General features: G+C 69.4%; 19 protein-coding genes. 8 read left to right on the forward strand and 11 right to left on the reverse strand.

All coding sequences use genetic code 11. From position 1 onward, the window contains the following. Positions 1–65: 65 nt before the first annotated feature. Positions 66–557, forward strand: coding sequence for a hypothetical protein (locus tag ACFXHA_RS20925; protein ID WP_379359101.1), 492 nt, complete (start codon positions 66–68; stop codon positions 555–557). On the opposite strand, the gene ACFXHA_RS20930 is transcribed toward ACFXHA_RS20925, so the two are convergent. Together ACFXHA_RS20930 and ACFXHA_RS20935 are read right to left on the reverse strand one after the other, a co-directional pair. Then, complete coding sequence (locus tag ACFXHA_RS20930; protein WP_379359103.1) at positions 529–1,101, reverse strand: DUF4190 domain-containing protein; 573 nt, start codon at positions 1,099–1,101, stop codon at positions 529–531. The two genes, ACFXHA_RS20925 and ACFXHA_RS20930, sit on opposite strands and share 29 nt — an antisense overlap. A 9-nt stretch (positions 1,102–1,110) precedes the next feature. After that, on the reverse strand, positions 1,111–1,884 hold the full coding sequence (locus tag ACFXHA_RS20935) for a pirin family protein (RefSeq protein WP_379359105.1): 774 nt from the start codon (positions 1,882–1,884) through the stop codon (positions 1,111–1,113). A 248-nt stretch (positions 1,885–2,132) separates the two neighbouring features. Between ACFXHA_RS20935 and ACFXHA_RS20940 the strand changes: the two genes are divergently transcribed. From ACFXHA_RS20940 to ACFXHA_RS20950, 3 genes are all read left to right on the forward strand, one after another. Then, the gene (locus ACFXHA_RS20940; protein WP_379359107.1) at positions 2,133–2,606 is read left to right on the forward strand and encodes an NUDIX hydrolase; all 474 of its coding nucleotides are present in this window, start codon (positions 2,133–2,135) and stop codon (positions 2,604–2,606) included. Between the two features lie 30 nt (positions 2,607–2,636). Next, positions 2,637–3,995: an MFS transporter gene (locus ACFXHA_RS20945; protein WP_379359109.1), complete on the forward strand. Its 1,359-nt coding sequence runs from the start codon at positions 2,637–2,639 to the stop codon at positions 3,993–3,995. A 91-nt stretch (positions 3,996–4,086) separates the two neighbouring features. Continuing rightward, positions 4,087–5,742, forward strand: coding sequence for a DUF4185 domain-containing protein (locus tag ACFXHA_RS20950; RefSeq protein ID WP_379359111.1), 1,656 nt, complete (start codon positions 4,087–4,089; stop codon positions 5,740–5,742). A gap of 28 nt (positions 5,743–5,770) precedes the next feature. Here ACFXHA_RS20950 and ACFXHA_RS20955 read toward each other — a convergent pair whose 3' ends face one another. From ACFXHA_RS20955 to ACFXHA_RS20965, 3 genes are read right to left on the reverse strand one after another with little or no spacing between them, the layout of a single operon-like run. After that, the gene (locus ACFXHA_RS20955; RefSeq protein ID WP_379359113.1) at positions 5,771–6,634 is read right to left on the reverse strand and encodes a biotin-dependent carboxyltransferase family protein; all 864 of its coding nucleotides are present in this window, start codon (positions 6,632–6,634) and stop codon (positions 5,771–5,773) included. Continuing rightward, positions 6,631–7,344: an allophanate hydrolase subunit 1 gene (locus ACFXHA_RS20960; protein WP_379359115.1), complete on the reverse strand. Its 714-nt coding sequence runs from the start codon at positions 7,342–7,344 to the stop codon at positions 6,631–6,633. Before ACFXHA_RS20960 ends, ACFXHA_RS20955 begins: the two co-directional genes overlap by 4 nt. 16 nt (positions 7,345–7,360) lie before the next feature. Then, positions 7,361–8,113, reverse strand: coding sequence for a LamB/YcsF family protein (locus tag ACFXHA_RS20965; RefSeq protein WP_379359117.1), 753 nt, complete (start codon positions 8,111–8,113; stop codon positions 7,361–7,363). Positions 8,114–8,195: 82 nt separating this feature from the next. Here ACFXHA_RS20965 and ACFXHA_RS20970 point away from each other — a divergent pair, with 82 nt between their 5' ends. Beyond that, positions 8,196–9,155, forward strand: coding sequence for an NAD-dependent epimerase/dehydratase family protein (locus ACFXHA_RS20970; protein ID WP_379359119.1), 960 nt, complete (start codon positions 8,196–8,198; stop codon positions 9,153–9,155). Positions 9,156–9,170: 15 nt separating this feature from the next. Here the strand turns inward: ACFXHA_RS20970 and ACFXHA_RS20975 are convergent, their stop codons facing one another. The 5 genes from ACFXHA_RS20975 to ACFXHA_RS20995 are packed head-to-tail and all read right to left on the reverse strand — an operon-like array spanning position 9,171 to position 13,949. After that, positions 9,171–10,334, reverse strand: a complete 1,164-nt coding sequence (locus tag ACFXHA_RS20975) for a sulfate/molybdate ABC transporter ATP-binding protein (RefSeq protein ID WP_379359121.1) — start codon at positions 10,332–10,334, stop codon at positions 9,171–9,173. 10 nt (positions 10,335–10,344) lie between these two features. Beyond that, positions 10,345–11,964 (reverse strand): DUF885 domain-containing protein, encoded by a 1,620-nt coding sequence (locus tag ACFXHA_RS20980; RefSeq protein ID WP_379359123.1) that lies wholly within the window; start codon positions 11,962–11,964, stop codon positions 10,345–10,347. A 10-nt stretch (positions 11,965–11,974) separates the two neighbouring features. Further along, positions 11,975–12,772 carry an ABC transporter permease gene (locus tag ACFXHA_RS20985; protein WP_379359626.1) on the reverse strand — a complete coding sequence of 266 codons (798 nt, stop codon included), beginning with the start codon at positions 12,770–12,772 and terminating at the stop codon, positions 11,975–11,977. Beyond that, positions 12,772–13,515 (reverse strand): molybdate ABC transporter substrate-binding protein, encoded by a 744-nt coding sequence (modA, locus tag ACFXHA_RS20990; RefSeq protein WP_379359628.1) that lies wholly within the window; start codon positions 13,513–13,515, stop codon positions 12,772–12,774. Before modA ends, ACFXHA_RS20985 begins: the two co-directional genes overlap by 1 nt. 20 nt (positions 13,516–13,535) lie before the next feature. Then, complete coding sequence (locus ACFXHA_RS20995; RefSeq protein ID WP_379359125.1) at positions 13,536–13,949, reverse strand: molybdopterin-binding protein; 414 nt, start codon at positions 13,947–13,949, stop codon at positions 13,536–13,538. 53 nt (positions 13,950–14,002) lie between these two features. On the opposite strand from ACFXHA_RS20995, the gene ACFXHA_RS21000 reads away from it, so the two are divergent. Further along, a complete protein-coding gene (locus ACFXHA_RS21000; protein ID WP_379359127.1) occupies positions 14,003–14,860 on the forward strand; it encodes a hypothetical protein in 858 nt (285 codons plus the stop codon). Positions 14,861–14,863: 3 nt separating this feature from the next. On the opposite strand, the gene ACFXHA_RS21005 is transcribed toward ACFXHA_RS21000, so the two are convergent. Further along, positions 14,864–16,330: a CCA tRNA nucleotidyltransferase gene (locus ACFXHA_RS21005; RefSeq protein WP_379359129.1), complete on the reverse strand. Its 1,467-nt coding sequence runs from the start codon at positions 16,328–16,330 to the stop codon at positions 14,864–14,866. A 173-nt stretch (positions 16,331–16,503) separates the two neighbouring features. Between ACFXHA_RS21005 and ACFXHA_RS21010 the strand changes: the two genes are divergently transcribed. Together ACFXHA_RS21010 and ACFXHA_RS21015 are read left to right on the forward strand one after the other, a co-directional pair. Further along, positions 16,504–17,076: an NUDIX hydrolase gene (locus ACFXHA_RS21010; RefSeq protein WP_379359131.1), complete on the forward strand. Its 573-nt coding sequence runs from the start codon at positions 16,504–16,506 to the stop codon at positions 17,074–17,076. After that, positions 17,073–19,583: a DUF6049 family protein gene (locus ACFXHA_RS21015; protein ID WP_379359133.1), complete on the forward strand. Its 2,511-nt coding sequence runs from the start codon at positions 17,073–17,075 to the stop codon at positions 19,581–19,583. The genes ACFXHA_RS21010 and ACFXHA_RS21015 overlap by 4 nt, the downstream gene beginning before the upstream one ends. The last annotated feature ends 154 nt before the right edge of the window (positions 19,584–19,737 follow it).

Genomic DNA, 19,737 nt, shown 5'->3' on the forward strand with positions numbered 1-19,737 from the left:
TCGCTGGCGTGTGACTATTGTCATACCGATTGCCCCGGCATAGGGTCGGTAGCAGGAGGTTCGCCATGAGCGCGCTGGACCCGTCCTCATATACCGACACGCAGGAAGCGCTGGCCCGGTGCCGGCGCTACCGCAAGGAGCACGGCCTCTACGGCGTGGTGGACTCGACCCTGGGCCGAATCATGTTGGAGGTCGGGGCCGTCGGAGCCGTGACCATGCCCACCGACCTGGGACGGCAGGTCCGCGACCGACTCGCGGCCGGACACCGCTGCGGGCCCGTCATCGCCCACCCGCGCTCGGGGCGATGGACGTTCCTGACCGGGCCGATGGACGGCTCGTACCTCGACACCGACCTGTTCTCGGACCTTTTTCGCGATTGCGCGTCCGTAGCGCTGCCCGGCAGCAATATCGTGCTGCCCTCACCGTCGGACGAACACAGCGGCTACCGCGTGTGGATTCACCCGCCGGAGGGCGACTTTCGCCCGGACCTGGCCGAGGTGCTCGCAGCTACCCGCGAGTGCCGCCCGGTCAGCGGGTCGGAGCCGGCGTCAGGGTAACGCTGAACTTGTCCTCGACGCGCTTGTTGAACTCGTCCTGGCACTGCTGCACCTTGGACTGATCGCCGCCCGCCTTGTTGATGCAGTCGATCAGGTCGGTGCCGCCGGTGTCCTTGAAGAAGACCCAGACGAACAGACCGATGATCACACCGCCGATCAGGCTGATACCGCCCATGATCGCGCCCGCCAACGCCATCCCGAAGCCGCCGGAACGGCCCTTGCGCGCCCGGATCACCGCGATCAGGCCCAGCACGATCGCGACCAGGCCGCAGAGCACGCCGATGATCGTGAACAGGATGGTCCAGAAGGTGAGCAGGCCCAGGATGCCGAAGACCAGGGCCGTGATCGCCATGCCCTTGCCCTGCGGCGACTCCTGCCAGTACTGCGGCCCGCCGGGCGGCGGATAGTTGCCGGGCGGAGCCGACTGGTACTGACCGTATGGGCCGGGCTGACCAGGTTGACCGTACTGCCCAGGTTGGCCGGGCTGACCGGACTGGCCCGGTCCCGGCTGACCGTACTGATCCGGCGGCGGGTACTGGTTCATGCTGCGATGTTATTGCCCGCCGAGTCGGGCATGCATCTCCCACACCAGAATCTCGGAGGGCAGGTTCGCGACCACGCGCTGACCGCCGCTGCGGGCCAGCCGCACCGCGTCACCCTCGTACAGGGTGCCCGCCCCTTCCATCTCCACCTCGCCGCGCGCGATGAAGACATGCAGGTAGGGGGCCTCGGGCAGACGGATCTCGGTGGCCTCGCCCGGCAGCCGCGCCACATGCAAGGCGGAGTGGCTGCTGGAAATGGCGATGGCGGTCCGGTCGCGATAGCGGGGCAGACCCGAGGCCACGGTGACCAAGCCGCCGGCCGCGAGCTCGTCGTCGACCTCGAGCTGTTGATAGCCGGGGGTCAGCCCGGAATCGTCCGGCACCACCCACATCTGCACGAAATGCACCGGCTCCTGATGTTCGGGCGCGGCGCTGATCCGCCACGAATCGTTCTTCTCCGAATGCAGAATGCCGGTGCCCGCGCTCATGCGCTGGGCCAGCCCCGGATAGATGACGCCGTTGTGCCCGAGCGAATCCTGGTGCACCAGGCTGCCACTCAAGACCCAGGTGACGATTTCCATATCCCGATGCGGATGGGTTTCGAAGCCCTCACCGGGGAGAACGATGTCCTCATTGTTGACCAGCAGCAGGCCGTGATGGGTGTTGTCGGGGTCGTAGTGTTCCCCAAACGAGAACGAATGCTTCGAATCCAGCCACGCCACACGGGTTTTCATGCGGTCGCCGCCACGATGGATATCGATGTGTGGTGTCGTGAGGGTGGACACCGCCGTACTCCTCTCACCGGCGAGCACCGATCGGGTTCCAGGGTAGGGGCACAATCTATGCCTCGCGCTGAACTCCAGGTAAATAGTCTAGCGTGGGAGCACCGTGGCCCCGCCCGCTGCCGACCAGGCACTTCGATCCAGGCAGTAGGTTCGGGCAAATACCCGGCGACCCGTTCATGCCCCGGCGGGCTCCGGTCGGCGACCGTATCATGATGTGCCGCAAGCGAAACGGGAGGGAGAGCAGGGGGATGCGACCCGAGGTACTCGCGGGCATCGAACGCGAGCTCCGACTGCAGGCCGGGAGCGAGGGCATCGTCCACTTCGTGGTGGGCGTGGCCGTCTTCCGTAGCGGCAAACTGCTGGTCGTGCGGCGTGTCGCGGACGGCAGCTCGAATGCGGGAATGTGGGAACTGCCCGGTGGGGGAGTGGAATCCGGGGAATCCTTCGCCGAGTGCGTGGTCCGCGAACTGTTCGAGGAGACCGGGCTGCGGGTCGTGCGGATCACCGATGTGCTGGGCGGATTCGACTACGCGACCCGCACCAAATCACGAGTGCGCAAGTACAGCTTCGTGGTCGAGGCGCAGGGCGGCGAGATCCGGCTCGACCCGGCCGAACACGACCGCTACCAGTGGATCGACGCCGACACCGTCGACAACCTACCCATGGCCGACGATATGCGCGCCGCAGTCTTCGCACTGGTGACCACGCACCCCGCCAGGTGAGTCGGGGCAGATGAGTCGGGGGATGTCACCGTGACCGCGGCCGCGCCCGCCACCACCCTGCGCGAGCGGCTCGCGGCGGTCCGCACCGGACTCCGCGAGAATCCCGGCACGCTGCGGCTGACCGCGGTCCGACTGGCCGGACAGTTCGGCGACGGCATGTTCCAGGCGGCGCTGTCGGGCGCGATCCTGTTCAACCCCGAACGCGAGACCGACCCGCTGGCCATCGCGGGCGGCTTCGCGGCGCTGCTGCTGCCGTATTCGATCATCGGGCCGTACGCGGGCGCACTGCTGGACCGCTGGGATCGCCGGTTGGTGCTGCTGGTCGCGAATCTGCTGCGGGCGCTGTTCATTCTGCTCACTGCGGCGGGCCTGCTGGCCGGCATCCATGCCACCCCGCTGCTGCTCGGCGCGCTCGCGGTGGTCGGCGTCAGCCGGTTCGTGGGCGCGGGCGTCGCGGCTGCCCTGCCGCGGGTGTTGTCCCAGCGCTGGCTGGTGCCGATGAATTCGGTGCTGGCGACGGTCGCCTCCGGCTGCGCGATTCTGGGCGCGGGCGTGGCCTTCTCGCTCGTCGGGCTGATCGGCGCGGGCGATCTCGCCGCGGCGGTGGCGGCGGCCGTGAGCGCGGTCGGTTCGGTGGTGGGCGCAGTGGTGGTGGCCGGATTCCGGCCCCGCGCACTGGGACCCGACATCGCGGCGGCATCCGGGGACACGGGTGTCGGGCCCGCCCGGCGCGGCACCGCGCGAGCCATTGCCGCGGGCCTGCGTGCGGGCGCGACCGCCGCGTGGCGGTCACGGGAGGTGACCACGACCTTCCTCGGCATCGGCGCGCACCGCATCGTCTTCGGCGCGGATACCCTGCTCATGGTGCTGGTGCTGCGGCGCGGCGACGACAGCGCGGTCGGCACGCACCTGGCCAAGTTCAGCGTCGCCATCACCGCGACCGGGGCGGGCATGCTGACGGCCGCCGTGGTCGCGCCCTTCCTGATTCCCCGGCTCGGCCGGGCCCGCACCGTGGTGACCTGCCTGAGTGCCGCGATCGCGGTGCAGTTGCTGCTGGTCACGCCCATCACCATTGCCACCGGGGACGCCGAACGCTGGGCGGAGGGGCTGCTGCTGACCGCGGCCTTCCTGCTCGGCCTGGCCGGTCAGGTCATCAAGCTGACCGGGGACGCGGCCATGCAGATCGATATCGACGACACCCGGCGCGGGCAGGTATTCGCGCTGCAGGACACGGTTTTCAACATCACCTTCGTGCTGGCGCTGGCGGGCACCGCGCTGATCGTGCCCGCCGACGGGCGCTCGCCCGCGGTCGTGATGGGTGCGGCAGCGGTCTACGCCTGCGGTATCGCCGCGATTGCGGTCAATTCGCGGCGCTCCACTCCGGCATAGCGGGCGGCCGAGGTATCGGCTCGATCACACCCCTTCCGCGACACGCCAAGATCGCTACCCGGATGCCGATACGCGGGCTACGGTGGCAGGGATGCGTACGGCACGCTCCAGACCGACTGCCGCCCTGGCATTCTCGGGAGCGGCGGTACTGGCGACCATGCTGTTGCCCGCCGCCCCGGCAACCGCCGGTCCATTGGCCCCCTGGCAACCGCCCACCATGAACGATTGCGGCGAAACGAAATTCGATCCGCTGGCCCGGCAACCCGATCCGAGCCTGCCGCCGCCACCGCCGCCACCCGCGCCGGACAACACCATCCACGTGCAGATCCCGGTCCCGCAGTTCACTCAGGTTCCCGTGCCGGGGCCGCCATTGGACAACACCCGGATCGATCCCGCGCCGCTGCCCGCGGACCCGTGTGGCAATCCGTGCCCGGATATCCGCAACGATCAGAGCCCCAAGCCGGAAATCGCTGCGCCGGAGGCCGATCCGGTCGATCCGCCCGTCTCCGACCCGACCTCCACGACGGAGCCGCCTCCGCCGCCGGCGTCGCCGACACCGCCCGCCCCACAGTCCGGTAGCAGTTCGGACGGGTTCCAGCTGCCGGGACTGCCGAAGGTGCAGTTCGATCAGGTGCCCGAGACGATCCCGATCCCGGTACCCGGCGGCGATCCGCCCCCGCCACAGCCGCAACCCGCTCCGGCCCTGCAGCTCCCGGCGCCCGCGCCGGTCGCCGCACCCGTGGCCCCGAGCGAGCTCGACTCGTTGGATCTGGTGAATCAGGTGACCGGGCACGGCTCCACCAACCGCACCGACATGCGCTGGTCGGTGGACGGCACCGACCTCGGAATCATGTGGGAGTCGAAGCCGGGGCAGGTCGCGGTCGCGTTCGGGGACACCTTCGGCAAGGGCTGGGAACCGCCCGGCGCGGGCGCCGGAGATCAGGACTGGCGCAGCAACTCGATCGCCTTCAGCAGCAATCGTGATCTGTCGCAGGGTCTGCAGCTGGACACCTTCGCTCAGGACAGCCGCTGCCACGCGGCCGAGATCCTGGGCAGCCGCAAGATCGACAACTTCGAGATCACCACCATCCCCACCTCGGGCTTCGCGCTCGGCGGACGGCAGTACCTCACCTATATGTCGGTGGCCCGCTGGAGTCGGCACAAGCCGGGCATGTGGTGGACCAATCTGGGCGGGCTGGCCTGGTCCGACGACAACGGCAGCACCTGGACCAAGTCCGAATGGGCGCGCTGGGACAACATCTTCGGATTCGGCCGCTTCCAGGTGGTCGGCATGGCCCCGCACGACGGGTACGTCTACATGTTCGGCACCCCCAACGGCCGCTTCGGCACCATCGGGCTGGCGCGGGTGAGCGCGGATCAGGTGCTCAACAAGTCGGCCTACCAGTACTGGATCAACGGCACCTGGGTGCCCGCGATCGGGCCGGACGAATTGCTGGCCACGCCCATCGTTTCCGGCACGGCCGGTGAGCTGTCGGTGCGCTACGACCAGTCGAGCGGGCAGTGGCAGATGCTCTACCTGGATCTCGACCGGCACGCCCTGGTGCTGCGCACCGCCGCAGAACCGCAGGGCGCCTGGACCGATCCGGTGGCGCTGGTCGACACCGACGACTATCCGACGACCTACGGCGGGTACATCCATCCGTGGTCGACCGGGAAGGATCTGTACTTCACCATGTCGGCGTGGGGCAGCTACAACGTGTACCTCATGCACGCCGCACTGAAGTGACTGCACGCCAACCGCAGTGACAGCACTGCTATTCGAGTCGCCGGAACCGCAGCGCCTGGCCCGGCCGGGCCTGCGCGACGGTATCCACGTCGGCGTCCACCACCACCGCGATCACCGGATAGCCGCCGGTGATCGGATGGTCGGCCAGGAATACCACCGGCTGCCCACTGGGCGGCACCTGGACCGAGCCCAATGCCATGCCCTCCGTGGGCAATTCGCTCGATACGCTGCGGCGCAGATCGGGTCCACTGCGCCGGTCCAAGCGCGCGCCGATGCGGTCGGTGTCCGAGGACACCGTCCATTCGCCCGCGAAAAGCGCTGCGGCATCGGCGAACCAGTCGGCCCGCGGTCCGGGCACGGCACGCAGCGTGAGCAGGTCATTGCCGAGCGGCGACACCGGCGCGACATCCACGATCGGCCAGCTGCGCGGCGGACGGCCCACGGGCAGCAGGTCGCCCGAGCGCAGCGGTTCGGGACCGATGCCGGAAAGCGTGTCGCGGCTGCGTGAACCCAGCACCGGCGCGACCTCGATACCGCCGCGCACCCCGACGTAAGCGCGCAGCCCGGTACTCGCGAAGCCGAGCCGAAGCCGCTGTCCCTCTTCCATTTCCAGCACGCTGGCGGTACCCATGGGGCAGCCGTCGACGGTGATGGGGGCCGAGGCGCCGGTGACCGCGACGGTGGTGTGCCGCTGCGCCACCAGTTCCAGACCGCCCAGCAGCACCTCGATTCCGGCCGCGCCCTCCGGATTCCCGACCAACCGATTGGCCAGCCGCAGCGAGGCGCGGTCCGCCGCACCCGCGGTGCCCACCCCGGAGTCGAACCAGCCGGGGCGGCCCAGGTCCTGAATGGTGGCCAGCGGGCCCACCCGCTCCACACGCAAGCCGTTCACGAGCGCACCCCTGCCTCCACGAAACGAACCCGGGTACCGGTGCGCACCAGCGCGGGCGGCTTCCGATCCACCTCCCACATCGACAGTTCCGTGGTGCCGATCAACTGCCAGCCGCCCGGACTGCTGCGCGGGTAGACGGCCGAATAGCCGCCCGCGAGCGCCACCGCGCCGGGCGGGATGGCGGTGCGGGACTGCGGGCGGCGCGGCACCGCCAGTCTGCCGTCCGGGGATTCCAGATACCCGAAGCCGGGCGCGAAACCCACGAAGGCGCACTGCCATACGGTGCCGGTGTGCTGGGCGATCACCTCGGCCGGGGTGAGGCCCAGCAGCCGCGCCACCGCCGCCAGGTCCGCACCGTCGTAGCGGACCGGGATGGTGACGGGATCGTCCGGAACCCGCCGGATCATCGGGTGGTCGGGCAGGGCGCGGTCGGGGAGGGCGCTCTCGCCCACGGTGACCCGGGCGCGGGCATCGAGGCGGGCCAGCAGGGCCAGCAGGTGCTGACGCACCCGTTCCGCCGCGGCGGGGTGGGTCAGGGTGACCAGTACGGTCTCGGCGGCGGGCAGCACGTCCACCACGCCCGGCGGGCGCGGGCGCAGAGCGGACACCAGGTCGGCGATCATGGACCGCAGCGGGGGAATCACCAGCAGCGCACGGTCACCCGCCGCCCGCACCGCACCGGCGACGTCGAACTGCTCGGGGTCGGTCATGGCCACTCACCCGCGCTCAGGCGAAAGCCCGGACGGGCGTGCCGGATTCGTCCAATGCGGCCCGAATCCGCCGGGCCATCTCCACCGCGGCCGGGGAATCCCCGTGCACGCAGATGCTCGCGGCCGACACCGCCACCGTGCCGCCGTCCACGCCGGTGGCCTTGCCGTCGCGGGCGATCGAAAGCGCCTGGGCCACCGCGGCATCCGCGTCCAGCACGGAACCGGGCAGGCCGCGGGGCGCGAGCAGACCCGCCGGCGTGTAGGCACGATCGGCGAAACCCTCACCCACGAACGAGGTTCCGGCGGCGAGTGCGGCCCGCTCGAGTTCGGTGTCGGCCGGGCCGAGCAGCGGCAGCGCGGCATCGAATTCGCGCAGCGCCGCGACGATCGCATCGGCCAGCGCGCGGTCCGCGGCCGCCTGGTGATACAGCGCGCCATGGGGTTTCAGGTAGCGCACCCGGTCCCCGGCTGCGCGGGCGAAACCGTCCAGGGCGGCGAGCTGGTAGAGCGTCTCGTCACGCAGGTCCGCCGGGGCGATGGCGATGGCGCGGCGGCCGAAGCCCGGCAGATCGCGATGACCGACATGCGCGCCGATGCGGACGCCGCGCTCGACGGCCAGTGCACACGTGCGCCGCATGATGGCCGGATCCCCGGCGTGAAAACCGCAGGCGATGTTCGCACTGGTGACCACGTCCAGCATGGCGGCGTCGTCACCCATGCGGTAATCGCCGAAGCCCTCGCCTAGGTCGCTGTTCAGATCCAGCGTCATGTGCGTCCTCCAGCTGTCGTCGTGATCCGATTGTGGGCGCGCCCGCATCCGGCGACAAGAATCTCACGCTGAAAACTGTGTCATGGCTCACACGGGTGTGGTGTCACTTTCGGCGGGCATCCCTTGTCCCATGGGCATGAACGACACCAAGAACGTCCTCCTGGCCGGCGCGACCGGAGTCCTCGGCGGACACATCACCCACGCACTGCGGCAACGCGGTTACACCGTCCTGGCCCTCGGCCGGGGCACCGGCAACGACGTGGTCGCCGACCTCATGAACCGCGACCAGTTGCTGCGGGCGGTCGAGGGACGGCACATCGACACCGTCGTGCACGCGGCCACCGCGCTGCGCAAGGCCCCCATGCGGCACCGCGACATGTTCGCCACCGACGACCTGCGGGTCACCGGCACCGCCAACCTGGTGGAGGCCGCGAAACTGGTCGGCGCGCGGCGCATGATCGCCGAATCGATGGTCTTCGGCTACGGCTACCGGAACTTCGGCGACCACTTGATCACCGAGCGCGACGAATTCGGCCAGGGCGGAAAGGGACCCGTCGCACGCCACCTCGAGGGCATGCGGGTCAAGGAGGAGTTGATGCTCGATACCCCGGGGATCGAAGGAATCGCGCTGCGCTTCGGCTTCTTCTACGGCGCGGGCGGCACCGAGGCGATCGTGGACATGCTGCGCAAGCGGCAACTGCCCGCGGTCAACGACCATGGACGGGTGCTGCCCTGGGTGAACCTCGCCGACGCGGGCGCGGCGGTCGCCGCCGCCGTCGAGGGCGGTGTACCCGGCACGGCCTACAACATCGTCGACGACAACCCGCTCGGATTCGGTGCGCATGTGCGGCTGGTGGCCGAAACCTTCGGCACCCCCAAGCCTTTCACGGTGCCGGGCGGCCTGCTGCGGCCGATGCCGTACCTGTACGAGATGGTTCGGGCGAACATGCTGGTCGCGAATGCCGAGGCCAAGGCCGAACTCGGCTGGAAGCCGCAGTATCCGGGCTGCGTCGACGGACTGCGCGCGCTGGCCGCCGCCTGATCGAATCCGTTCCGATCAGTAGGGATAGACGTCGACCTCGGTCGCCTTCACCGCGAAGTACACCTCCATACCGGGGGTCACGCCCAGCCGGGCCACGGCGGCGGGAGTCAGATCCGCCGCCAGGCCCGCGGCCGCCCCCGGCACGTCCGCGGCACGCACCCGCACGATGCCGCCACGATCCTCCAGTTCGGAGACCCGAACCCGGAACACGTTGCGGGGACTGCCCTCCGGATGCGTCGCATGCACCGCCACCGACACCGGCGAGAACACCGCCGCCCCCCGGACACCGATCGCCCAGTCGCCATCGGATCGGCCGAAGACCTCGGACTCGCCGTGCGAGACCGCGCCCAGACCGGCGCTGCCGCCGTCGGCCGCGGTCCCCAGAATCAGATTCACCCCGGCGATCCGCGCGGCGAAATGGCTGCGCGGCCTGGCCAATACCGTTGCCACCGGTCCGGATTCGATGACCCGCCCGGCCTCGATCACGACCACCCGATCGGCCAGGGTGACGGCATCGATGATGTCGTGAGTGACGAGAATGGTGCCGGTCGGTCGCGAATCCGGCAGGGCCGCGCCAGGTCTCGCACCGCTCCCGTTCGCGTCGATCGGATCTCGCAGCACCCGGCGCAGTAGCGCGCGCATGGCCGGGGCGGCGGTCACGTCGAGGGCGGCCATGGGTTCGTCGAGGAGCAGGACCTGCGGATGCACCGCCAGCGCGCGGGCCAGCGCGACGCGTTGAGCCTGACCGCCGGACAGCGAACCAGGCGACCGGTTTGCGAACTCCTCGGCGTCGACGGCCCGCAGCCACTCGCGCGCGAGAGCCGCGGCCGCGCGGCCACGCATGCCCCGGCTGCGCGGACCGAATGCCACATTCGCGGCCACCGACAGATGCGGAAAAAGCAAGGCGTCCTGCGCCAGTAGCGATACCGCCCGCCGATGCGGCGGCACCGCAATGCCTTTCGCGGTGTCGGTGAGCACCCGGTCACCCAGGCGCACCTGCCCCTCGTCCGGAATCACCAGGCCCGACACCACATCCAGGAGGCTGGACTTGCCCGCGCCATTGGGGCCCAGGACCGCCAGTACCTCACCCGGCGGGACTTCGAGCGCCACCTCGAAATTCCGGTCCGCCAGCCGCGCCGAGATCGTCAGGCCGCCGGTCGCCGCGGCAGGTTCGGCCATCGTCGACAGCTCAGCCATCATCGACGCCGAGCAGGGTGCGCAGGTGCCGCGGGGCGGGGGAGCCGTGGGCGAGGATGGCGTCGTGCCAGTCACGCGGCGAAGTGACGACCGGTCGGTCCTTCGCGAGGGCGGCGATCTCGGTGTAACCCACGAAATAGGTGGACAACTGGGTGGAACTGAGCAGCGTGCGCCGCCATTTGCCCGCGGCCTCACCCTCCTCCTGGAAACCGCGGCCCAGCATGAGCTGCATGGCCTCGGCGCGGGTCATGCCGTCACAGTGCACCGACTGGTCGAGGATCGCGTTGACGGTCATGCGCAGGTGGGACTTCAACTGCTGCAGGCGCACCGGGAGACCGCCGAAACCCGTGTCGGCCATGAGCTTCTCGGTGTAGACGGCCCAGCCCTCGATGAAAGTTCCGCTCCAGCACAGGGCCCGGACGGGGGTGGAGCCCCGGAAGCGGCGCGCTCGGGCCAACTGCAGGTGGTGACCGGGCATGGCCTCGTGCACGGTCAGATTCCGCATCATGTGGTTGTTGTATTCGCGATAGAACGAGGACACCCGATCGGACGACCAGTCCGCCGGGGTCGGTGCGATGGCGAAGAACGTCGGCAGTTCAGCGGTTTCGAGCGGGCCCACCGGATCGCAGTAGGCGACCGCGACGCCGCGCGCGAACTCCGGCATCTCCTGGATCACCAGCGCATCGTCGACCAGACCGACCAGGTCGTGGGCGCGGACGAAAGCGGTGGCCTCCGCCAGCGCATCGGTCGCGATCGCCACCACCGTGTCGTTGGAGGGGGACTCGGCCGCCAGCTGCCCGAGCGCCTTGCGCACCGCGTCATCGTCCGGATTCGCGATGCCCAGCAGTTCACCTGCGGCGGCACGGATTTCATCACCGAGTTGCTCCAGATGAGCGTGCGCGCGCTCCAGAATCTCGCGCGAGCTCAGATTGGTGTCCAAGGTGTGCCAGAGCTTGGCCTCCCACAGGCGGCGACCCAGACGCGGATCGCGGTCCGCGCCGTCCAGACGGCCGGTCAGCCAGGTGGTGAACTCCGACAGCGCCGAGCGCGCCTCGGCCGCAGCGGATTCGATCTCGAAGCCGGGCGCCTCGGCCGCCAGCACCGGCACCTGCTCACGCACCAGCGCCGCCACCCCACCGAACTGCGCGATCGCCGTCTCGACGTGCACACGCGGCATGCCACCGAGCACCGACCGCGCCGAGGCCAATGCGTCGGGCAGGGCCGTGAGCCGCGAATGCAACGCCTCGAGCCGCTCCTCGGCGGGCGCGAACGGACGCGCCAGCAGGTGGTGCAGCAGCGGTCCCGGATTGTGCACCAGGGGATTCCACTCGTGCTCGCCGACATCGGTGAGCTCGAAGAGTATGCCGTCGACCCGCTGCTGCAGCAGCGCGAGATCGACCCGGTCCTGCGGCGCGAGGTCCTCGTCGTCGACCTCGGCCAGGGCGTGCGAAGCCTCCCGCAGCATGGCGACCTGCCCGCGCACCGCGGACCGCGACCAGTCCGGCAGCCGATCGTCGGACCGGTGATCACCGACCGAGGCGGCCAGGTGCGGATCGGCGGTCAGCAGCGCATCGACGATGCGCTGCGCACGGGGCACGAAAATCGACGACATGACAGCCACGCTAGACCGCACGGCTGACCATCCGGTCCGCAGCGAGGCCCGGCCGGCGATACGCCACCAGCACGATCACGGCCGCCACCAGCACCAACAGCAGCGAAAGCGCCACCGCCGCATCGGGATCGGACTCGCGCTGCAGATAGATCTCCAGCGGCAGGGTACGGGTGGTGCCCTGCAGGCTGCCCGCGAAGGTGAGCGTCGCGCCGAACTCGCCCAGCGCCCGCGCGAACGCCAGGATCGTGCCCGACACCAGGGCCGGGCGCAGCAGCGGCAGCGTCACCCGCCACCACACGATGGACGGGCGCGCACCGAGGGTCGCGGCGATCCGCTCGAAACGGTCACCCGCCGTGCGCATCGCGCCTTCGAGGGTGATCACCAGGAACGGCAGGGCCACGAAGGTCTGCGCCAGCACCACGGCCGTCGTGCTGAAGGCGATGCGAATACCCATCGACTCCAGCTCCCGGCCCAGCAGGCCGTGACGGCCGAACAGATACAGCAGCGCCAGACCGCCGACCACCGGCGGTAAAACCAAGGGCAGCAACACCAGTGCGCGCAACACCGGCAGCAACCGCCAGCGCGCACGCGCCAGCACCGCCGCCATCGGCACCCCGAGCAGGACGCAGCCGACGGCCGCCGCCAGCGAGGTGCGCAGGCTCAGCAGCAGCGCCACCCGGGAAGACTCGGAGGTGATCAGGTCCAGGAAATGCGACCAGTCCACCGCCCCGGTCAGGGCCACCAGCGGACCGGCCACCAGCACGAAGCCGATGGCCGCCGGCGCCAGTAGCCAGACCGGGGGTCGCATCACGGCAGGACGAAACCGTTCTGCTGCAGGATCTTGCGGCCGTCCGGGCCGGTGACCAGCGCGACGAAGTCCTTGGCCGCACCAGAGTTCTTCGAATCGGCCACCGCGGCAATCGGATAGCTGTTCACGGCCTTGGCGGACTCCGGGAAGTTCACCGTCTGCACCTTGTTGCCCGCACCGGCGGCATCGGTCACGTAGACCAGACCGGCATCGGCCTGACCCGAGGTCACCTTGGCCAGTACGTCGGTGACCGAGGACTCCTCGCTCACCGGCTTGATCGCCACGTTCGCGTCGCCGGTCACCTTCTTGGTGGCCGCGCCGCACGGCACCTGCGGGGCGCACACCACCAGGCGCAGATCCGGCTTCGACAGGTCCGCGAGCGAGTTGACGTGCGCGGGGTTACCCGGCGGGGTCACGATGGTCAACGTATTGGTGGCGAAAACGGTGGGGGTGTCCTTGATCCGGCCGCCCTTCACCGCCTTGTCCATGTTCGCCTGATCGGCGGAGGCGAAGACGTCGGCGGGCGCGCCATTGTTCAACTGCGCCACCAGATCCGACGAACCGGCGAAGGAGAACGACACCTTCACGCCGGGATGCTGCTTCTCGTACTCGGTGCCGAGCTGGGTGAACGACTGCTTGAGCGACGCGGCGGCGAAGACCGTGATGGTCTTGGTGTCACTGCTGGTCGAGGACGAACCACAGCCGGACAGCAGGCCGACGCCCAGCACGGCCGTCGCGGCCAGGGCCGCACCGGACTTCGTGCCTAGGCGGTGCCACCGGCTTCGGCCGCCGTCTCCACGACCACCGTGGTGGCCTTCACGCTGGCCCACGCCACGCTCCCCGGCTGCAAGCCCAGCTCGCGCACCGACTCGCTGCTCATCAAGGAAACGACTGTGAACGGTCCGCATTGCATCTCCACCTGTGCCATCACGGTATCGGCCACCACTCGGGTGACCAGTCCGGGAAACCGATTGCGTGCCGAGCTGGCACTAGCCATCCGGGTCTGCGGAGTGCGAGCCTGCTCGACGGCCAATTCCGCCAGCTCCTTGCCATCCACCACCAGGCGACCGGATTCGTCCTTGCGTCCCGTCAGCACTTCGCTGTCGATCCAGCGCCGCACGGTGTCGTCGCTGACGCCCAGGAGCTGGGCGGCGTCACGAATCCGGATATCGGGCATGAAAGGGAGAATAGACCCGCAACTGCGGAAGGACGAATCGTATATAACCGTAGATGCGGATCACAGTGTCCGGGACCGTGTTTCTGTTCACTTTTCAGATCTACGCGCCGACACCGCCGCCCAGTACGCTCGGAAAAATCATGGCCACGTATTTCGATCCGAAGGCCTGGTCACCTCTGCGCGCGTGGACCAGCTTCACCACGGCCTGGCTCGAACCGGCCGCCGACTTCGGAGCAGGGACCGTCACCGCGCTGATGCCCGATGTGCTCATGACGCTGCTCTCGGAGGGGATCCTCAGCCAGTTCGGCGGGCAGGAGGTCAGCGCCACCCTGCTCGGTCACGACCTGCGGGCCACGCTGCAGACCCTCAAGGTGCGCCGGCGCGGCGCGCACTTCCAGACCAAGACCGTGCTCACCGGGCTGCACTGGAACCGGCATCCCATCGAGGAGTTGACCGTCATCGCGCACGGGGTGCGGCTCATCCCCGGGGTGCCGACCAAGGTGCGTGCGGCGCAACTCGACCTCAGCGGCGTGATATCCCTTGCCGCGCTGCTGGAGTGGATCAACGGCTGGCAGCCCGACTGGGAGCTGGAAGCGGCCGAGGACGGGTTGATCCGCGCCAAGCATCGCCGCCGCAAGATCAAGGCCCTGGCCGCGGCCGAGATCACCGACAACATCCTGTCCATCACCGTGCACCGCGCGCACTGGCGAAAGCTGCGCGCACCCAAGCGATTCACCACGCTGAATCCGATTCCACTGACCGGATTGCCGAGCGAGGCCCGCATCGGGCGCGCCGAAAGGGTCGGTGAGCACGTCCATTTCAGCGCGGACCTGCCCGCGATCACCGGATCGTTCGATCTGGCCCAGATGCGTTCGGCGATCATCGCCGGAACCACGCTCATTATTTTCTGAGCGTCACGCCTGCTGCGTCGGCCACCATTCGAGCAGCGCGGCCTCGGCCTCGTCGCGGTCCATCGGACCCCGGTCCAGACGCAGTTCCTTCAGGAAGCGCCAGGCCTTGCCGACATCCGGGCCCGGCTGCAGGCCAAGGAGTTCCATGATGGCGTTTCCGTCCAGATCCGGACGCACCCGATCCAGATCCTCCGCCTCGGCCAGCCGCTCGATGCGGACTTCCAGATCGTCGTAGGTGGAACGCAGGAGCGCCGCCCGCCGCTTGTTGCGGGTGGTGCAGTCGGCGCGGACCAGCTTGTGCAGGCGCGGCAGCAATTCCGCACCGTCGGTCACGTATCGGCGCACCGCCGAATCGGTCCACTGCCCCTTGCCGTAGCCGTGGAAGCGCAGGTGCAGATACACCAGCCGCGCCACATCCTCGGTGAACTGCTTCGGATACTTCAAGGCGCGCATGCGCTTTCGCACCATCTTCGCGCCCACCACCTCGTGATGGTGGAAGCTGACGCCGCCGCCGGGCTCGTTGCGCTTGGTCGGCGGCTTGCCGATGTCGTGCAGCAGCGCGGCCCAGCGCAGCACCAGATCCGGATCGCCCTGCTCCTGATCGATGGCCTGGCGCAGCACCGTCAGCGAATGCTGGTAGACGTCCTTGTGCTGGTGGTGCTCGTCGATCTCCAGCTGCATGGCCGGGACCTCGGGCAGCACCCGCTCGGCCAGCCCGGTGTCGACCATGATGTCGATGCCGTCGGTCGGGTATTCGCCGCCGATCAGCTTGTCGAGTTCGGTGCGCACCCGCTCGGCGGTGATGCGATCGATCTCCTCGGCCATCTCCACGATCGCCGCCCGCACCCGCGGGGCCAGCTCGAAGCCCAGCTGCGAGACGAACCGTGCGGCCCGCAGCATGCGCAGCGGATCGTCGGCGAACGAATCCTGCGGCAGCGCAGGCGTATCCAGCACCCCGTCCAGCAGCGCCGACATACCGTCGAGCGGATCGACGAACTCCAGCTCGCCCAGTTCACCGATGCGCACGGCCATCGCATTGACCGTGAAATCACGCCGCACCAGATCACCCTCGAGCGTGTCGCCGAAGGTGACCGCCGGATTGCGCGAGACCCGATCGTAGGAGTCGGCGCGGAAGGTGGTGATCTCGAGCTGCTGCCCGGCCTTCGACGCGCTCACCGTGCCGAACACCAGACCGCCGGTGTCCCACATTTGATCGGCCCAGCCGCGCATGAGTTCCTGCACGACCTCCGGGCGGGCATCGGTGGTGAAATCCAGATCGGTACCCAACCGGCCCAGCACCGCGTCGCGGACACTGCCGCCGACCAGATACAGCTGATGCCCGTGCTGGGCGAACAATTCACCGAGCGGGGTCAACACCTCCGAATACCGTCCCAGGGTTATCGCCGCGGCGGCCAGCAATCGGGTACGGCGATCCTCCACGGCTGCTTCCTCGGACTTCGGCGAAACCACAAAGACGCAGCTTAGTCGGTCGGGTGCCCGATCCCCGAAAAGCCTCCGGTCACCCCGGTCGAGCATCCGGCGTGCCGCGCCGCGAACGGCGTCTACCAGCTGTGAGGGCTCTCTATATAGAGGAGCTACCGCGGTGGGGCGGGCTGGGCCACAGTCACCTATAGACTGGCGCAGTGTCCCCGGCCGATCGTGCGAACAGTCGACGCCGCCAGCCCCGGCGGCGCGGTTCGGCCGGTACTGCGGCGAAAGCCACGGGCGCGGGTACCGGTGCGGGTGCGGCGAAACCGCGCATGCGCACCGTGCGCGAGACCTCCGCGGGCGGACTGGTCGTCGACGGCCTCGACGGTCCACGGGAAAAGCGCTGTGCCGCACTCATCGGACGCACCGACCGCCGCGGACGACTGCTCTGGTCCCTGCCCAAGGGGCATATCGAAGAGGGCGAGACGGCCGAACAGACCGCCATCCGCGAGGTCCAGGAGGAGACCGGCATCCACGGCACCGTGGTCGCCGAACTCGGCAGCATCGACTACTGGTTCGTCACCGAGGGCCGGCGGGTACACAAAACCGTGCACCACTATCTGATGCGCTGCCTCGGCGGGGAACTCTCCGACGCCGACGTGGAAGTCACCAAGGTGGCCTGGGTTCCCTTGAGCGAACTAGACTCCCGGCTCGCCTACGCTGACGAGCGCAGGCTGGCCGAGGTCGCCAACCGGCTGATCGACCGGATGGAGAACGGCAGACAATGACGCGTGCGGGATCGCAGCGCACGCTGCTTTCATTCGTCGCGGTAATGCTGGCGGTGCTCACGTCACTGGGAATCCTCGGACCCGGACTCGGCACGCCCATTGCCGCCGCCGAACCCACCGGCACCGGCAGCGGAACGCCGTCCGGACCGAAATTCCTGAAGCTGTCCCTGGATTCGGTGACGCCCACCGCCATCACCGGCAGCAGCGACCCCTACTTCGTGGTCGCCGGAACCGTCACCAATATCGGCGACCGGCCCGTGAACGACATCAGCATCCGCATCCAGCGCGGGGCCGCGGTCACCAGCCCCAGTGGGCTGCGCTCCGCGCTGCGGCTGGATCAGATCAACTACGACGTCAACGGTGAATTCCAGGATGTCGCCGAGAAATTGACCGCCGGACAGCGCAAGCAGTTCAGCCTCACCGTCGCCCTGCACTCGGGAACCGATCTGCCCAGCGGGATCTCGGCGATCGACATCACCGCGCCGGGCGTCTACCCACTGCTGCTCAATGTGAACGGCCAACCCGACTACGGCGGCCAGGCCCGCCTCGACGACGCCCGCTTCCTGCTGCCCGTCCTCGCCATGCCCGGCGGCGACCCGAAACACCAACCCGCGCCGCCCAACCCGGACGCACCGCCGGTGGCCACCACCATGCTGTGGCCGCTGGCCGACCGGCCCCGGCTGGTGGCCGGACAACCGGGTTCACCCGATGGGCAGGCGCTGCTCACCGATGACGATCTGGCCGGCTCGCTGGCCCAGGGCGGACGGCTCGACCAACTGCTGTCGGCGCTGGAGAGCGTGCTCAAACCCGACAGCGGGCGCGACAAGAACCTGATCAACGCGCTCTGCCTGGCCGTCGACCCGGACCTGCTCATCACCGTGTCCGATATGACCAAGGACTACAAGGTGCTGGCCAGCCCGTCGGATCCGGACGGGTCCACCCGCTCCGGCACCGGAACCCACGCCGCCAAGGCCTGGTTGGAACGACTGCGCGCGGTCGCCTCCGGAATGTGCGTGGTGGCACTGCCGTTCGCGCAGGCCGACCCCACCGCACTGGCCGCCACCGGGGACGTCACCCTGGCCGACCGCGCCCTCAACGCACCCGCCGACCTGGTCGACTCGCTGCTCTCGGTGAAATCGGTGCGCGGCGTGGCCGTTCCGGACGCGGGCACCGTCGACACCGACGCCGCCACCCTGCTCGCGCACCACGGCTTCACCACCACCGTGCTCGCCGACAGCGCCGTCACCACCGGCGACGCCCGCGCCAACCTCACCGCGGGCAAGACACCGGCCACTCCCGGCGCACCCGCCGCCACCGAGCCCGGAACCCCCGACATCGTGAACCTGGCCGACATCGCCGTGCCGCCGACCCCGGGCGCGAACCCGCCGCCCGCACCGGTGACCCTGCACGCCGCCACCTTCGACATCTGGGCCGCGACCGCGCTGGCCGCCATCGGATCCAACCCGCCCACACCGCCGTTCACCCCGGACAAGGTCCGCTACGACGTCACCGTCGACTCCCGCGCCGCCCGGCTGCAGGACGCCCTCGGCGCGCTGTCGTGGACCGCGCTCAACCCGCAGCCCGGACGGCCCCGCTCCGCCCTGCTCGTGCCGCCGCAACAGTGGGGAGCCAATCGCGACGAGGCCGCCGCGGTGCTCGGACAACTGGACCTGATGCTGCGCAACAGCCTCGCCACCGCCCGGCCGCTCACCGATCTGCTTGCGCAGCAGCCGGATCCGCAACCCTACGACCTCGACTACCTCGCGGCCGCCGCCGACGAGGCGGTACCCGCGCACTTCGTCGAACCCGTGCACCAGCAGGCGCAACGCATTACCGAACTGATGAGCGCGCTGGTGGATGTGCCGCAGCAGGAACTCAGCCCGCGCGCCTTCCTCACCCCGATGCGCGACGACCTGATCCGGGTGCTGACCCTCTCGGACCGCCGCGCCTCGGTCGCCACCGCCGACACCAATGCGCAGCGCCGCCTGGACCAGACCACCAAAACCATGGACAACCTGTTCGGTTCGGTCACCGTGCTGCCGCCCGGCGGCGTCTACACCCTCGCCTCCGAACAGAGTCCGCTGCTGCTGGTGGCCCGCAACGACCTGCCGGTGGCCATCCGGGTGCGGTTCAAGATCGACGCCCCGGCCGAGACGAAAATCACTGATCTCGGCGAAGTGCAGCTGCCCGCCAAGGGAAATCGGTCCTTCCAGATCCCGACCGAAGTGTCCGACAGCCGAAACCTGGTCATTCCCATCGCGCTTACCACACCCGATGCGGTGCCGCTCGGCAATACGGTCTCGGTATCCGTGCGGTCCAACGCCTACGGTCAGGTATTGGCAATAATTACGGCGTGCGCCTGCGCGCTGCTGCTCCTGCTGGTCGGTCGCCGACTGTGGCACCGCTTCCGCGGACAGTCCGATCCGGCCGACGAAGGGTTCGACCCGAGCACGCGGCAGAGTCGGCGCGCGCGTAAACGGGAGTCGAAACGACAGGAGGCACGGTGAGCGAGTACGGCGGGCCGCGCTCATCCGGCCGCGGCGAAGGACCCGACGGGCCGCCGCCGCGACGCGCACCCTCGGCACCGTGGGAACGTGGCGTGCCGCCGCGCTCCGGTCAGCAGCCGCGCGTGCCCGGACCGCAGGGTCCCGGCTCCGGCCA

Source organism: Nocardia sp. NPDC059240 (assembly GCF_042753865.1).
Classification (GTDB): domain Bacteria; phylum Actinomycetota; class Actinomycetes; order Mycobacteriales; family Mycobacteriaceae; genus Nocardia.